At 53.1% G+C, this 14,897-nt stretch carries 13 protein-coding genes; 5 read left to right on the top strand and 8 right to left on the bottom strand.

Annotated features, from left to right (window positions below; all coding sequences use genetic code 11):
- Positions 1-161: 161 nt before the first annotated feature.
- From Dvar_RS06885 to Dvar_RS06870, 4 genes are all read right to left on the bottom strand, one after another.
- Complete coding sequence (locus tag Dvar_RS06885) at positions 162-1,190, bottom strand: TRAP transporter substrate-binding protein (protein ID WP_419660965.1); 1,029 nt, start codon at positions 1,188-1,190, stop codon at positions 162-164.
- 239 nt (positions 1,191-1,429) lie between these two features.
- A complete protein-coding gene (locus tag Dvar_RS06880; protein WP_419660964.1) occupies positions 1,430-2,407 on the bottom strand; it encodes a uroporphyrinogen decarboxylase family protein in 978 nt (325 codons plus the stop codon).
- A gap of 21 nt (positions 2,408-2,428) precedes the next feature.
- Positions 2,429-3,064, bottom strand: a complete 636-nt coding sequence (locus Dvar_RS06875) for a corrinoid protein (RefSeq protein ID WP_419660963.1) — start codon at positions 3,062-3,064, stop codon at positions 2,429-2,431.
- A gap of 37 nt (positions 3,065-3,101) precedes the next feature.
- Positions 3,102-3,905, bottom strand: coding sequence for a methyltetrahydrofolate cobalamin methyltransferase (locus Dvar_RS06870; protein WP_419660962.1), 804 nt, complete (start codon positions 3,903-3,905; stop codon positions 3,102-3,104).
- A 554-nt stretch (positions 3,906-4,459) separates the two neighbouring features.
- On the opposite strand from Dvar_RS06870, the gene Dvar_RS06865 reads away from it, so the two are divergent.
- The 5 genes from Dvar_RS06865 (at position 4,460) to Dvar_RS06845 (ending at position 9,347) form a co-directional block, all read left to right on the top strand.
- Complete coding sequence (locus tag Dvar_RS06865) at positions 4,460-5,104, top strand: methyltransferase family protein (RefSeq protein ID WP_419660961.1); 645 nt, start codon at positions 4,460-4,462, stop codon at positions 5,102-5,104.
- A 94-nt stretch (positions 5,105-5,198) separates the two neighbouring features.
- Positions 5,199-6,029: a hypothetical protein gene (locus tag Dvar_RS06860; protein WP_419660960.1), complete on the top strand. Its 831-nt coding sequence runs from the start codon at positions 5,199-5,201 to the stop codon at positions 6,027-6,029.
- Between the two features lie 184 nt (positions 6,030-6,213).
- On the top strand, positions 6,214-7,347 hold the full coding sequence (locus tag Dvar_RS06855) for a radical SAM protein (protein WP_419660959.1): 1,134 nt from the start codon (positions 6,214-6,216) through the stop codon (positions 7,345-7,347).
- A 44-nt stretch (positions 7,348-7,391) separates the two neighbouring features.
- Positions 7,392-8,549: an SPASM domain-containing protein gene (locus tag Dvar_RS06850; RefSeq protein ID WP_419660958.1), complete on the top strand. Its 1,158-nt coding sequence runs from the start codon at positions 7,392-7,394 to the stop codon at positions 8,547-8,549.
- Between the two features lie 126 nt (positions 8,550-8,675).
- Entirely contained in the window at positions 8,676-9,347 is a 672-nt protein-coding gene (locus tag Dvar_RS06845; protein ID WP_419660957.1) for a class I SAM-dependent methyltransferase, read from the top strand.
- Between the two features lie 91 nt (positions 9,348-9,438).
- Here the strand turns inward: Dvar_RS06845 and Dvar_RS06840 are convergent, their stop codons facing one another.
- From Dvar_RS06840 to Dvar_RS06825, 4 genes are all read right to left on the bottom strand, one after another.
- On the bottom strand, positions 9,439-10,656 hold the full coding sequence (locus tag Dvar_RS06840) for an iron-containing alcohol dehydrogenase (protein ID WP_419660956.1): 1,218 nt from the start codon (positions 10,654-10,656) through the stop codon (positions 9,439-9,441).
- 109 nt (positions 10,657-10,765) lie between these two features.
- Positions 10,766-12,247, bottom strand: coding sequence for an aldehyde dehydrogenase family protein (locus Dvar_RS06835; protein ID WP_419660955.1), 1,482 nt, complete (start codon positions 12,245-12,247; stop codon positions 10,766-10,768).
- Between the two features lie 290 nt (positions 12,248-12,537).
- Entirely contained in the window at positions 12,538-13,995 is a 1,458-nt protein-coding gene (gene mftF, locus Dvar_RS06830) for a mycofactocin biosynthesis glycosyltransferase MftF (protein ID WP_419660954.1), read from the bottom strand.
- Between the two features lie 22 nt (positions 13,996-14,017).
- The gene (locus tag Dvar_RS06825; RefSeq protein WP_419660953.1) at positions 14,018-14,887 is read right to left on the bottom strand and encodes an electron transfer flavoprotein subunit beta/FixA family protein; all 870 of its coding nucleotides are present in this window, start codon (positions 14,885-14,887) and stop codon (positions 14,018-14,020) included.
- Between the last annotated feature and the right edge of the window lie 10 nt (positions 14,888-14,897).

Genomic DNA, 14,897 nt, shown 5'->3' with positions numbered 1-14,897 from the left:
ACGGCGTTGGAAGGTGTCTCAAAATGCTCACATATTATATATATGCTCCGCTTTTGAGCCACTTTCCGCCTTGTTATCGGGCCTGATCCAGACTTCTCAAACAGGCTCTCAGATGTGAAGGCTGCGCAACTCAGGCTATGCGGAAAAAGACCGGTGCCGTTCTATTCGTTGAGATAGCGTTTAACGGTTTCCAGAATGGCGCCACCGGGCAGACCTTTGGCTTCCATTTCTTTGACCCATTTTTCTTTCAGCGGGGTCGTCAGGTCCACCAGCTTCTGCATTTCGACATCTGAAAAGTTGACTTCCTGCATGCCGGTTTTGATGCATATTTTCTTCATCGACGCGTAGGACTCGTCAAAGGACTTTCCGTGGGCCTTGGAAAAAGGCAGGCCGCTGTTTTCCTCGATGACGTTCTTGATGTTGGCGGGCAAGGATTCGAATTTCTTTTTATTTATGGCCACCCAGAAGACCATGGAGTAGAAATCCGACGGGGTGTAATACTTAAGCAGTTCATTGACCTTGAAAATCACCATACCGTCGTACGGCATGACAACACCATCCAGTACGCCTCTTTCCAGGGAGGTGTAGGTTTCAGTTACCGGCTGGGTGACGGGGACCGAGCCAAACAACTGAAGCGCACTGGTGGTGAAACTGCTGGCGGTTTTGATTTTCATGCCCTTGAGGTCTGCCAGACTCTTAATCGGTTTTTTCACCGTGGCAAACACACCCGGGCCGTGGCAGCTCAGCATCAAAAGCTTGGTATCGGCATATTCCTTCTGAAATTCGGGGAACTGTTCATAGGTTTTCCAAAGTGCCACAGACGCTTTTTCTGCGGAGCTGACCATAAAGGGCAGTTCAATGACCGTGGTCAGCGGGAAGCGGCCGGGGCTGTAATCGGCAATATCCCAGCCGATATCAGCGATATTTTTTTCCACCATGGCGTATGCCTGGCCGGGTTTTCCCAAGGCGCCGCCGGGAAGGAATTTGATTTTAAGGTCGCCACCACAGGCCTCCTCGACTTTTTTGGCCCAGGGGACAAGCACACCCTTATGCTGGGCATGCATGGCCGGATAGGGGTGGGCGAACTTCAGGGTAATGGTTTTGGCCAAAGATAGATTCGGTCCGGCAACAAGCAGCAAACTTACAACCAACAGACAGATGGAATACCAATTCAACTTTTTCCTGATCATAACCACTTCTCCTCGTCCAGTAGTTTGCCCGCAGGCAAATGCACAGTTAGTGTGAAAATTCAAGATTGACGGATCCGTAAAAAGCCCGATATCGGCGTTACGCTTCATCCTTCGTCACTGCGAAGTACTCTATGTACGCCTCATTCCTCAGGATTCGCAAACCTTGATCTCGGGCCTTTTACAGATCCGTCTGAAATTCGACTTTTTACCAATTCATCAAGATTGATCAGTTGTCTTCTTCAAAACATTTTTTTACTCATTCGCTCAATGGCCTCACTGGTCGCCTCGTATACGCCAGGGAAGGAACTGAAATTCAATCCCTGGGTCAGGCAGGGGATGAAATAGTGCTTTCCGCAAGTCCGGCACGCCTTTTCCACATGTTCTTCGATCATCTTGACATCCCAATCCTTGACGTCCAGGGGGCCGGAGTCGAGTTCTCCCATGAAGGAAATCTGCCCGCCGTATTGTTTGATGAGCTCGGGGGTGTTGTTGGTCGTCATGACTCCCTGCCAGATATCAATGCCCATATCGATCATGTAAGGAACCAGGTTGGCAGCGTAGGAGTCGCTGTGATGGACGATCAGTTCCACACCGTTGTCTTTCCAGAATCCGTAGGCTTTTTTGTAGGGTTCCAGAAAAAATTCCTCGAACATCTGAGGCGATATCAATGATGCGATCTGAGATCCCCAGTCATCATGATGAAACAGGGCATCGGGTTTGATCCGCTTGATGATCTGCTGAGCATAGCGGATTTCGTAATCGGTCAGGAACTCAATCAGCTCATGCGTATAGTCGGGTTCTTCGTACAGGTTCATCAAGCCATTTTCCATGCCCTGCAGGAAGTGAATCATTTCAAACGTACCTGATGCAAAAAAGACGGTAACAAACTGGTCCTCGCGATCGACCGAATTTGCATGGTCGATTGCCGGCGCCCATCGCTCATCGGAAAATTCAACCGTTGGACATTGGATCACCTCTCTCCATTTGGTGATATCCTTGATTGCGATGTGCGCCTCATCATGAACGGGAAAGGGGCCCAGTTGCGCTTCGGGCCAGGAAAGCGTGATGCCCCATTCATTGGTGATGGTCTGGCCGCGCTGAGGTCGTGTTCGCAAAGGGGCTTCTAAAATGATCTCCAGGAATTCATACTGATTGACAAACCGGTCGGGATTACCGCCCTTGATCGTTTCCATCAGATTTTGTCTTTTGGTCAACATCGCTATTGGTCTCCTCCTGGCTTATGCTGCCGTTACCAGTTCTTTGGCCTTTACCGCCGCACTGCCCGCATCGGGGGCGTAAGCATCCGCACCGATCTCGGTGGCGAACGCCTCCGTCACCGGCGCACCGCCGACAATGACTTTAAAGCCGGTCAAGCCACTGGACTTGAGCGCCGCCACGGTATCCTTCATGGCCGGCATCGTCGTGGTGAGCAGACCAGAGCATGCCACCAGCTTGACATTTTCATTGGTCTTGACGGCATCGATAAATTTATCGGCCGGTACGTCAACCCCGAGATCAACGATGTCGAATCCGGTACTTTCAACCATCATGGCGACCAGGTTTTTGCCGATGTCGTGCAGATCTCCCTGTACCGTGCCGATCACGCAGGTACCTAAAGACTTGGAGGGGCCGCCTGCCAGAAGGGGTTTCAAAACGTCCACACCATTTGACATGGCCTTGGCCGCAATCAGCATCTCGGGTACGAAAATTTCACCGGCAGAGAATTTCTCGCCCACGACGCTCATCGCATCGACCATGGCCTGGAGAATATCCATGGCTGCATCGCCTTCATCCAGAGCTGCCTGGACCAGTCCGGAAATAAGCTTGGTCTTGCCTTTTTCCACATGTGCTTTTACTTCTTCAACCTTAGACATTGTGACGATCCTCTCTCAATAGTTGGTGGGACACTATTTATCTTAAAGGACCAAAAAGTCCTTCACGGTATGCATTGATATATTCAATGCAGTACTCATCCGTACCCTTCAGGGCTTCGGTGGCGTAAATCAATCCCATCATGTGTTTATGCAGGGGATTGATGATAGCGCTGTCCATCCCCGCCCCCATGGCAAGCACGAGAAATGCCTGATTGACGAACTTGCGCGCCGGCAGATTGAATGAGATATTGCTGGCCCCGCCGGTCACATGGATGGTCGGATACTGCTGCTTTATTTTTCGTATCACATCCAGAATCACGTTGATACCATCTTCGGCGGTGCACAGCATCTCGACCAGGGGATCGATGTGCAGCCTGGCCGGATCGATATTATATTGCTTGGCCTTTTCCATGATGGCCGCGAATATGTCCAAACGCTGCTGTCCACTTTTGGGAATGCCCGTATCGTCACATAAAAGGGCCGCGCAGTGCCAATCGGTATCAGCGATCACTGGAAACACCACATCTGTTTTGCCGCCTTCCATGGAGACCGAATTGACCAAGCCGGGCTTATTACAAAACGCAATGGCTGCGGCACAGATTTCGGCACTGGGACTGTCCACGGCAATGGGCGTATGGGTCTCCGCTTGGACGAGGTCGATCAGCCACTTCATGGTTTCCAGTTCCACCGCAACATCCGTGGAGGCGCATACATCGATGAAATCCGCCCCTGCCTGGGCCTGAGTCCTGGCAAGTTCCCGGATGAATGCCGCATCCTTTTTTTCGATCGCTTCCCCCACCGATGGAATGGCGCCGTTTATTTTTTCACCGATAATAATCATTTTTATTTGATCCTTTTTGGTTGAATTCCCCCCCCCCCAGGTTGCAACGCTGGGGTAAATACATGGCCATCGGTCGTAATAATGATTGGTAAAAGATTTCCGGGCCAACGGTGCTGAATAAAAGCAAGCCCTGTGCCATTGTGCAGATATTAAAAAATAATTTTATATATCAATTGTTTAAGGTTTATTAGGCGGGTCGGTTTAAAAAAAATAACTGTCTGAATATCGTAATTTTGCTTTAAATCGTAAAATTCAATTTTTTTTAATGCAGGCATTCACGGCTTATTAATCCATTCATTTAATTAGGCTAACAGATTATTAATGTTGATAACCTGGGGTTGTTAATGCCGCATCTGCCAATCTATCCGCCTATTCGCAGCCTGCCTGCAAAGTCAGCGCTGGTTTCCTTAACGCCAATGAATACAATCGATCACAACATTTGACAGGCTCCGCCAGCGCGAATTAATCTTAAACCAGACATAGGCGCAGAATAGGTATTGCAAACGATAACTGCCCCTGGATCGATTTTCGATCATCGGAGAAAAACGCTAAGCGTGAAAAAGTCAATCGCTAAAGAGGTACCACAAAAAATGCATTCAAAAATTGAAAAATATCGGATAATTTTGTCTCGGATGGCGGCTGTCGTTGTTCTATTCTTCCTTTTTACAACACAGAGTCTCTGGGAAACAAAAAACGAAGTCCTAACCTTCTTTTTGTTTTTTATCGGTATGATTCTTGTCGGTATTGCTTCATTGGGTAGAATGTGGTGTTCGCTCTATATTGCCGGGTACAAGGATGACAAATTGGTTACCGAGGGGCCTTACTCCATTTGTCGCAATCCACTGTATTTTTTTAGCATGATAGGGCTACTGGGGATTGGGTGCGCCACAGAGACCCTTACTTTTCCAATTTTGTTCATCCTTCTGTTCGCAGTCTATTATCCATTCGTTATTAAAAGTGAGGAAAAACGACTCAAACAACTTTTCGGGGTTTCTTTTGAAAATTACACGGAAAGCGTTCCGGCCTTTTTCCCACGGTTTTCAACTTTTTCTGAACCTAAAAACTACCTTGTAAAACCATCTGTATACCGAAAACATATTTTTAGCGCATTATGGTTCGTTTGGCTGGTAGGCGTACTCGAGTTGATCGAGGGATTGAGGGAAATCGGTCTACTTTCTGCTTTCTGGTCAATTTATTAACGCCGGTATCGGGTCCGTTGCCACCGGTTTCAGGTGCCTTTAAGAGTGGACACTGATAAGAAATTACTTAATAAAACAAGCAAGGGAGTTAAATATGGGAAAAAGAATGAAGAAAAAATCAAAGAAAAACAAGAAATCCGGTAATGCCATTAAGCCGAAAAACGCACAGGTTTCTCTTGCCGAATCGTCCATGAATCCAGATATTCCAGTGTATGATTTTTTCGAGGACCACCATGCAGGTACTTCAGCCTGGGACCCTGGCGAATGCATTGAAAATGTGATCCTAAGTTTCGAGGACGGATATTTTGCGACCTGGGAGGCTATTGTCCGCGAAGAACAGGGATTGCCGTTATCCAGCAAGCAAAAAGAAATTTTGGATGATCTTATCAGTTTTTCGGACGATGATTATAACAGTCCTACGCTTTATATTGATGGCCTTCCCCGGCCTAAAGAGCCATGGCATGAAACGTTATGCAAACTTGTCCCTGAACTGATCCTTGAGCCGTTCAAAACCTATGAAATCCATGACGAAATGTATCATGAGGATTGGCTGAGGATAGTGGAGAGCCTTGAAACATATGGTCGAGACCTCACGCTGCCAGAGGGAGTCGATGAGCCAATAGAGGTGATCCCGCCCGAGACACTTCACCGATTATGGCTTCAATACTGCTTTGACGAACTCAGCGGCTTGGGCCAAGAACAAGGAATGACACTTGAAAACGAAGAACAAAAATCATGGCGGGTTGATGGATTCATTGAAAAACTAAAGGAGTGTAAGGACAGTGTTGAGAAGCTTGGCTTGACATTAGAAAAACTTTTCCAGTTGGTGGAGCTGCCGCCTAATGATGAGAAGATACTGATAACATCCATGATCGAAAAACTTGGCATACAGTCGGAAACTCAAAAACTACATGAGGTTTTGTAGACGGCTACCCGGTTTGCGGATAAACATCCAAGCACTGTAGGTTGGGTTAAGGTACGAAACCCAACAATCGATTGTCGGATTTCGCTATGCTCAACCCGACCTACGTTACTTACGATTGCCCTGGTTTCATAGCCTGTTGCTGTTGACCCGCGATGGCCGATTTGCCATACTGCGTGGCGCAAACATGAAGCGGTTAATCCATCATACAACCAGCATCCGTCACAATGACGATAAAAAGGCGATCACGCGCATCGGCCTGATTTTACCCGCCGAGCTGTATCTCATGATCACCGACGGCTGCAATCTGACATGCCGTCACTGCTGGCCCCGGGCAAAGCATGTGGCGGAGGCGGTTTCCATATGCCTGACCGACTTTCAATCGCTATTGGAGAATTTCACCGGCCTGGGTATTCATACCCTTACCCTTACCGGTGGAGAGCCGTTAACCCACCCGGATTGCCTATCCATGCTGGCCCATACGGCTGGCCAAGCGGGCATTAATCAAGTCTGGCTGCAGACCAATGGCACCCTGCTCACCCCTGACTGCGTGGCGCAACTCAACACCCTGTCACGCGACAAAATTCACGTTCAGGTCAGCCTGGATGGCGCGCATCCGGCCACCCATGATCGCCTTCGCGGCGCCGGCCGGTTTAAACAGACAATGGACGGGGTGCGCCGCCTGACCCGGATAGGATGGGGACCGAACATCAGGCTGGCATTCACCGAGACCGCGTCGAGCATGGACGATCTTCCGGATCTGTTAAACCTGGCCGATGAGCTGGGCGTCGGCCAGGTGGTCAGTGGCTGCCTGGTTAAAAAAGGCCGAGCCGGGAATGATACCGACTTAAAGCTCCCCCGGCCAGACCAGTACGACGCCCTGTTGACCCGGTATCACCACGATCAAGCGTTTCGGGAACAATACCACCGGTTGGCGAATTTCTCCGCCATCGAATGGGTCAACGGCAAGGCCTACGCATTGGGCAACCAATGCCAATGCATGTGCATGCCGTATGTAACAGCCACCGGTGATCTTTACCCATGTAACATGCTGCCGGTAAAGCGCTGGCGCATCGCCGACATTTTCAACCGACCCTTTGGCGAGGTCATTGACGAGCTGTTGATGCGCTGGCGAGACCTTCCGGATGTCTATCGAAAGCGCCGTGAAATACCGTCCTGCCGATCCTGCATAGGCGGCGAGCATTGCGGTGGCGGATGCCTGGGCCGGGCCATGGATGTGGAATCCGGCTGCAACCTGCCGGAAGACCGCTGCGCGTTGAGAAAAGCGGTCTACCGCTATTCAGTGACCATCCACGAATGACCAATTTGCCTATTCGTGGATGGACACTATTTAGGAGAGAATCAATGTTGACCACTGCCGCCGGACGGTTCCGATTCGCCGTACATCTCTTTGCCAACGGGGTGCGCTATCGACTGCGCAAGGTCCTGCGCCGGCCCGGCACCATTCAGGCGCTCAGCCTGGAGGTCACCCACCGCTGCATCTGCCACTGCATCATGTGCAATATCTGGAAAATTCCGCATCAGGTCGAGGAACGTCCCATGTCGGCCTGGGCGGACCTTTTGACCGATCCGTCTTTTAAATCGCTGGTGGAGCTGGATATCACCGGGGGAGAGCCGTTTCTCAAAACAGATTTGGCCTGCCTGTTTGAAACCATCAGCGCGCTTGGGCGTACCCACCTGCCACGCTTGAAATCCATCGCCATTACCACCAACGCCATTCTCACCCAACAGGTGCTTGAGACCACAAAGGCGATCCTGGCTACGCTTGACGGCACGGGCATCCAGCTGGTACTGGCCTGCGCCATGGATGCCGTTGACGACCGACATGACCGGATCCGCGGCTACACCGGTGCGTTTGAAAAGATGCAGACCACGCTTGCCGGACTGATGGCGCTGCGCGAGGCCCATCCGAACCTGATTCTGGGGATCAAGACCACCATCCTGCCGGCCAATGTCGACCAGTTGCCACAAATCGACGCATTCGCCCGCAGGCATGGCCTGTTCAGTATCATCTCGCCCTGCATCATCACCGGCGGCCGCTATCTCAATCAGGATCGCCAGGCCGATCTGGCATTCACCCCGCATCAGATTGGTCAAATGATACGCTTTTTCAGTCGCGATGACCTGCAGTGGCGTCATCATGCAAAAGCGATCAAGGATTACCTGCAATCGGGAGTGACCCGCAGGCGCTGCAGTTGCGGATTCAACTATGCGTTTATCCGCAGTACGGGCGCCGTGCATTTATGCCCGTTGTTGCCGCAATCGGTGGGATCCATTGCCCAGGATCGATTTTCCAAGGTGTGGCGCTCAGCCGCCGCACGGGACTTGCGCGGACATATCGGTCGCAGCCCGGCATGCCGCCGGTGCACTGAACCCGGGTTAGAGCGTTATGCCCTGATCCATGAAGGATGGACCTATCTGGGAATTCTCTTGCGCATGGGCGGCCACCGGTTTGAGCAGTTTCATGCCCATATGGGATTGAACCATTATTATGACGTATAAACGGGGAGCATCTAATATGACCAAAAAATAATTTGACCACAGCGGTAATTTTATCTATAGGCCCTCTCTGAATCTGAATGTGGAAACGCTAAAATCAGCAACCGATAACCGTTCCGAAAGTGTTCCATGCGCACATCGACCATTGATGCAGGTTTGTTCCTACATGAGTTCAAGGCAAAAGGATGTACCTTATGGCAGTTCTTCTGCCAGTGGCTTCGACACCCGATCAGTACCGCCGCTATCGCACCGTCCAGCTCGGAGCTGGCCAGTGCCATGCTGGCCGGGCTACCTGAAAAATCACGGCGCGTGGTCGAACTGGGCGCCGGCACCGGCGTATTTACTCAGGCGCTTCTGGACCATGGTATCGCCAAAGAGGACCTGCTTGTGTTGGAGTTGAATCAAAGACTCTACAACCACTTACGACGACGATTTCCCGACTTGCCGGTGTTGCAGGCAGACGCCGGCCATCTGCTCCAATGTGCCGATCGTTGTGGTTACCTTGACGGGGGTGAAATCGACGCAATCGTTTCCGGACTCGGTTTGCTGTCGATGGATTCGCCCACCCAGCAAGCGATTCTTTCTGCCGCATTCGAATGTTTAAAAACGGAAGGTGTTTTCGTCCAGTTCACCTATGGGCTGAAGGCTCCGGTAAAAAAACACTTGGTTGAAGAGCTGGGGCTTACCATCCAACGTGGAAAATTCGTATTCTGCAATCTGCCGCCGGCGACCGTGTATATCTATTCGCGCCCGACAGCGCAGGAGTTTGCTAACGATTCGGGCTGTGCGGTTATCAACTAGATCGGACGACTCGATTGAAAAAATGCATCGGGCCGATGGAAAAAAATTCCATCGGCCCGTTTTGGTTTCTGGCAGGTTAACAAACAGGCTCTTACAGGCAAGACCGCATAATAGTGCGAACCTGATCGGCGTTGACCTGTCGCGGATTGGCTTCCCGTGAGAGATCGTTGAGGGACCATTTCACCGAATGCTCGATATCATCGTCCGTGAAGTCAAATTCCTTGAGGGGCACCTGGGGAATGCCCACATCGTTGCGCAGCCGCTCGATGGCTTCCAGGGTCTTGTCCGTGGCCTGGACCGGATTCATGTGGTGGATGTCGAGCCCCATGGCCTCGCCGATCTCCTTGAACTTTTCCGGTACGGCGATGGAATTGAAGCGCTCCACGGGCAGCATCATGATGGCATTGGTGTAACCGTGGTGCAAATCCTTGAGCACGGACACCATATGGGCCAGACCGTGCACCATGCCCATGCCGCCGCCTACATTGTAGGCCATGGAGGCGATGTACTGTGCCCAGGCCATGTTCTCCATGGCCGTATCGTTATATGGATTGCCGTGGGCTTGGCGCAGGTTCTCACTGAGCAGTTTGATGGCGCGCAGGGCCACGCCATGCACCACTGGCATGTTGAAGCGGCCGATAAACGGCTCCATGGCATGGCAGAAGGCATCCATGCCGGCCCAGGCAATCAGGTGCGGCGGCTGCAAGCGCATCAGGGCCGGGTCGTTGAGGCCCACCGACGGGGCCACGCCAGGCACCACCAGGATCAGTTTATAGCGCCACTCCTCGTCATTGACGATGGCAAAAGCCGTTCCTTCGGCACCGGTTCCCGTGGTGGTATTGACCGATACCTGAGGAATGGTGACCACCTTGTAGGTAGGAATGCGGGTGGTATAGTGAGGATCGAGAAAAGCGCAGAAATCACGCAGGCTGGTATCGACGCCGTCGTTTTCGACCATGATCCGGATACCCTTGCCGGCATCATGGGCACTGCCGCCCCCCACCGTCACCACACCATCGCAACCGGCCTGCAGGTAAACTTCGGTTCCGGCCTTGCATTCGAAATCTTTTGGGTTGGACGTAACCCCGTCAAAAATCGTTACCGCGATGTCGTGGGCTTTGAGAATGCTTTCGATCTCCTCTACGATTCCAGTCCCCTTCAAACCGGTGGTTACCAGAAGGGCATGCTTGATGCCGTACATCTGGCACTCCTGGCCGACCATCTTGTGGGCCCCCCAACCGATAACCCCACGGGAATGCTGGTGGACGTAAAGCAACGGGAATTGTTTTCTCTCGACGTTGATACTCATTGATGCGCTCCTTTTGTTCGGGTGAACGTCTACTCCATGCACATCCAGAAACATCCGATTTGCTCGATATTTTTTTGCTCGAACAAATTTGTCTATTTCTGGACGGAGACTATTTGAGAATGCCGTACCACGGTTTTTCAGGTTGTCCGGTCAGATCCACATAGATGTGTTTGGTCAATGTGTATTCTTCAAGCACCATCTTGGAAAGGTCCTTGCCCCATCCCGATTCCTTGCACCCGCCCCAGGGGGTGTCGCAGAAAATAATCAGGTGTTCGTTGATCCATACCGTGCCCGCCTTGATCTGTCCGGCCAGGGCAATACCCTTGGCGGTATCCCGGGTCCACAGGGATGCCGACAGGCCAAAGGGGGTATCGTTGGCCAGACCGATGGCCTCATCCGTATCGCTGAAGCGGCAGAGCCCCACCACGGGACCGAAGATTTCCTCGCGCATGAACCGTGCGTTCTGGTCGCAATCACCGAAAATCGTGGGGGGCACGAAATAGCCGTCTTTGGTTTCCTCGGTCTGCGGGCGTTCGCCACCCAGCAGCAGGGTCGCCCCACTTTGTTTCGCATCCGCGATATAGGCTTCGATCTTGTCCCGGTGGGCCGCATAGGCCACCGGCCCGATGACCGTGGCCATGTCCATGGGATCACCGAAGCGAAGGGCTTTGGCGGCCTCGACAAATTTGGCGGCAAAGTCGTCATAGATGGAATCATGGATGTAGAACCGACTGGCCGCCGCACACACCTGGCCGGAGTTGAAAAACGCGCCAAACACGGCGCCCTGCACTGCCGCGTCCACATCGGCGTCATCCAGAACGATGAAGGCGTTCTTGCCGCCCAGTTCCAACCCGACCGGCTTCACGTGGTCGCTGGCCACCTGCATGATACGCTTGCCGGTGGCCGTATCGCCGGTAAAACCGATCTTGGCGATTTTGGGATGCCTGACCATCGCTTCACCGATCTTCTCACCGGGTCCGGTAACCACGTTGACCGTACCGGCCGGTGCTCCCGCCTCGGTGAGTATTTCGGCCAGCTTCAGGGTCGTCAGCGGCGCGATGGAAGGCGGCTTGACAATGCAGGTGTTGCCGGTGACCAGGGCGGCCCCCAATTTCCAGACCACCATCAGTGCCGGAAAGTTCCAGGGCGTGATCAGCCCCACGATCCCCAAGGGTTCACGCACCGTGGTGGACAGGCACCAGGGTCCCACGGGAAGGGTCTCACCGGTCATGGCCCGGGCCACTCCGGCGAAGTACTCCAATTGCTCGGCACACAGGGGAACATCAAAATTCATCGTTTTACGGATGGGTGAGCCGTGCTCCATGGTCTCCAGTTCGGCCAGTTCTTGCTGATTGGCCATGATCAGCGAAGCGGCTTTGAGCAGCACCTTGGATCGTTCGCCAACGGGTGTGGCGGCCCATGCCGGTCCGGCTTTTTCGGCGGCGGCAACGGCTTTCTCCAGATCCGGCTGACCGCATTTGGCCGCCTGCGCCACCACCTGTCCGGTGGCCGGGTTAGTTATGGATAGCGTCTCGCCGCTAACCGAATCGGTCCCTTGACCGTCAATAAACGCTTGAAACACTTGGGTCATCACACCTCTCCTACTGATTTCAGGTTAAGTTTACAGCAATGCCGGGCCAATTATCTGGGGCTTATCGAAGTCGTGCCCATCCAGAAATGACCAATTTACCCGATATCGGTGTTGCACGAAAAATTTAATCCTCGGAATATCAATTATATGCCTGTGGTTAAATTTTTTGTGCGCCTTGATCTCGACCCAATTTGCCTATTTCTGGACGGACACGAAATAACAAAAAAGACAGGAGTTTGTTCAATTTTTGCGACTATATCGAATGGGCAAGTGGGTGTCAATTAAAACGCTCAGGATGAAAGAATAGAGAATCGCGGGACCAGGGGCGATACAATCCGGTGGCGCAAGCACCCCCACCACACCCCCGCCTGGTAGGCAAGTTGTTCAAAAGTAAATAGCAGCACAAAGCCAGGCAGCCCCAAAGCGGCCTTTTTCAAGCGATGCTCCGCCACCGCGACGAGAAGGTGCATGCCAACGACAGCCAGGGTTAGCACCGGTGCAACCACCCCTGCCAACAGGCCCGCCATCAGGTAGTAGCGCGACACAAAGGCGCACAGATGATAAAAAAAGGCTGCCGTGCTTCTGAGCGTGGCGCTGAAAACCAGTCCCATACTCATGGCCTGGCGCCTGAATCGGAACCATTTCAAAAAACCGTCGGCCGCCAGGACCAGGGCCGCCGCCATCCCGAAAAACGGCAACCCGACGATGGCCCATAGGAGGATACAGCCCCAGAAGCCTGCTGCTGCCGGGGGTACCACAAACTGCTTGATCTTGTCCGGATGGCGCTTTTGCAGCAGCGGTTCCGATGTGCCGTAATCGAATCGCCGGCGGCAAAAAGAGTAAAGATCGTTGCGGTGTTTATGATAAACCTTGCCGTCAGGCCGGAACTCAAGACCATGGCCGGATTTCTGAAGCCGCCAGCACAGATCCACATCCTCACCCACGACCAGACGGGTGTTAAACCCGCCAAGTTCGAGAAATACCTCTCGCCGGACCAGAAAATTGCACGCCGGCACATAAAAGAAGGGATCATCCGGCTGGGATCGCTTGGCCCGGCTGCTGACCATCAGAGAGGATTTGGCCTTCTCATAACGGTCCAGCGATTTCTCTTCAAAAACCCCATCCACCCGTCCGCCCACGGCCGCCAGGGATGGATCTTCAAACGCCGGCAGCAGCAGTTTCAACCACATGGGGTTAGCCTGGCAATCGGAATCGATAAAGGCCAGGATGTCTCCGGTGGCGTGACGGGCCCCCAGATTGCGGCAGTAGGATGCCTGCCGATGCTGGTCAAGCCGGATCAGCTGTACCAGGTATTGTTCCACCACATCGGGTGTGGCATCGTCCGAAGCGTCGTCAACCACGATGATTTCGATCTTGTCGTCCGGATAGTCGAGTAGCTGCAGGGAATCGAGACAGTCAGCTATCTCACCCGGCCGGTTGCGAACCGGAATAACGATGGACACGGTCCGCCAGGCTTGGGGAAAGTCCACACCCGATCGTTCCAGAAAGCCCTTGTGGACCAATTGGTCGAAAAATTGGGCGATCTTTTGCGACGGCACATCAGGCATCAGTCCGGCAAGATCCCTGAAGGGCAACGGATCGGCGCTGTCCAGCCGCTCAAAGACAGGCCGCCAGGCCGTATGGATGCAGATGGTCTTTAATGGATAGCGAAGAAGCAGTCGCAGGGCGTCATCGTGAGAGTCCAGATGGGTGCCTTTAGCGAGTGAATAGGATAAGGGCGGTAGCATGGATCGACCATCGTGGTGGAAGTTAAGGGTTCAAGACTTCAAGTTCCGCTAAAAGGTTCAAAATCTCTTCCACCTGGGATTCGGGTGATCCGGTGACCAATTTACCCGTTTTTTGGATCTTGCTGCCGGCAAGCAGTTGGCGAACCCGGTCGAATGCGGGCAGGCTGCTGTCCGGTGCAGCCGCGGCGATGGGCCTGGGTCGCGCGGGCCGGGTTTGCACAAGCCGCGTTTTAGGTTTCAGCAGGGCGGCATCGACAAGCATCCGCGTCATCCCCTGACGGCGCGCCTGTTGCCTTGCAGCAAATGACGGTGTTGGCGGCGCAGCCGAGTTCAGATCCACACTCAACACCGCAGGCACCTGACAGTCGATAATCTCCCGCCTCCCCTTGCCGGCGCTTTTGGTGGTCCGTGCCCGCCCCGTCCCATCGGGAAACGTCAGATCCACGATGGAAGAGACAAAGGGCAGATTCAACTGGTGGGCCAGGTAGGCAGGCACCAACCCGTTCTGACGATCAATGGAAGCACTGCCGCAAAGGATCAGATCCGCCTCCAGGGAGCGCATGGCCTTGGCCAGCAGCTGCGCCTTGCTCCAGGAATCCAGGGCCGCCACCCCGCCCGGCACAGGCCCCGGGTCAAGATGATACAGTTCTTCTCCGCCCATGGCCAAGATGCGGTAGAGTTCTTCTTCCGCCAGGATCGGCCCCAGGGTCAAGACGATGATCCTGGCATCGGTAATTCCTCTGGCAGCGCTGACAGCCAGGGCCATGGCGGCTTCATCAAAAGGATTGATGCGAACGATGCGATCCTTTGGGTCGATGAAATGCTGCTCCGGATCTCTGCCGGTACGGGCGTAAGTTTCTTCTACCTGTTTGACGCAGACACAGATGTTCATGTTTTTCCTA

Origin of the sequence: Desulfosarcina variabilis str. Montpellier, from assembly GCF_048565275.1 — a bacterium.
GTDB classification, from domain to species: domain Bacteria; phylum Desulfobacterota; class Desulfobacteria; order Desulfobacterales; family Desulfosarcinaceae; genus Desulfosarcina; species Desulfosarcina variabilis.
The sequence above is the reverse complement of the archived record's forward strand: the minus strand, read 5'-3'. Positions and strand labels throughout refer to the sequence as shown.

What these genes read in the sequence shown, in the direction of transcription:
- Dvar_RS06885 (WP_419660965.1), bottom strand. Translation starts at nt 1,190, where the DNA reads ATGATCAGGAAAAAGTTGAATTGGTATTCCATCTGTCTGTTGGTTGTA.
- Dvar_RS06880 (WP_419660964.1), bottom strand. Translation starts at nt 2,407, where the DNA reads ATGTTGACCAAAAGACAAAATCTGATGGAAACGATCAAGGGCGGTAAT.
- Dvar_RS06875 (WP_419660963.1), bottom strand. Translation starts at nt 3,064, where the DNA reads ATGTCTAAGGTTGAAGAAGTAAAAGCACATGTGGAAAAAGGCAAGACC.
- Dvar_RS06870 (WP_419660962.1), bottom strand. Translation starts at nt 3,905, where the DNA reads ATGATTATTATCGGTGAAAAAATAAACGGCGCCATTCCATCGGTGGGG.
- Dvar_RS06860 (WP_419660960.1), top strand. Translation starts at nt 5,199, where the DNA reads ATGGGAAAAAGAATGAAGAAAAAATCAAAGAAAAACAAGAAATCCGGT.
- Dvar_RS06855 (WP_419660959.1), top strand. Translation starts at nt 6,214, where the DNA reads ATGAAGCGGTTAATCCATCATACAACCAGCATCCGTCACAATGACGAT.
- Dvar_RS06850 (WP_419660958.1), top strand. Translation starts at nt 7,392, where the DNA reads ATGTTGACCACTGCCGCCGGACGGTTCCGATTCGCCGTACATCTCTTT.
- Dvar_RS06845 (WP_419660957.1), top strand. Translation starts at nt 8,676, where the DNA reads ATGCGCACATCGACCATTGATGCAGGTTTGTTCCTACATGAGTTCAAG.
- Dvar_RS06840 (WP_419660956.1), bottom strand. Translation starts at nt 10,656, where the DNA reads ATGAGTATCAACGTCGAGAGAAAACAATTCCCGTTGCTTTACGTCCAC.
- Dvar_RS06835 (WP_419660955.1), bottom strand. Translation starts at nt 12,247, where the DNA reads ATGACCCAAGTGTTTCAAGCGTTTATTGACGGTCAAGGGACCGATTCG.
- mftF (WP_419660954.1), bottom strand. Translation starts at nt 13,995, where the DNA reads ATGCTACCGCCCTTATCCTATTCACTCGCTAAAGGCACCCATCTGGAC.
- Dvar_RS06825 (WP_419660953.1), bottom strand. Translation starts at nt 14,887, where the DNA reads ATGAACATCTGTGTCTGCGTCAAACAGGTAGAAGAAACTTACGCCCGT.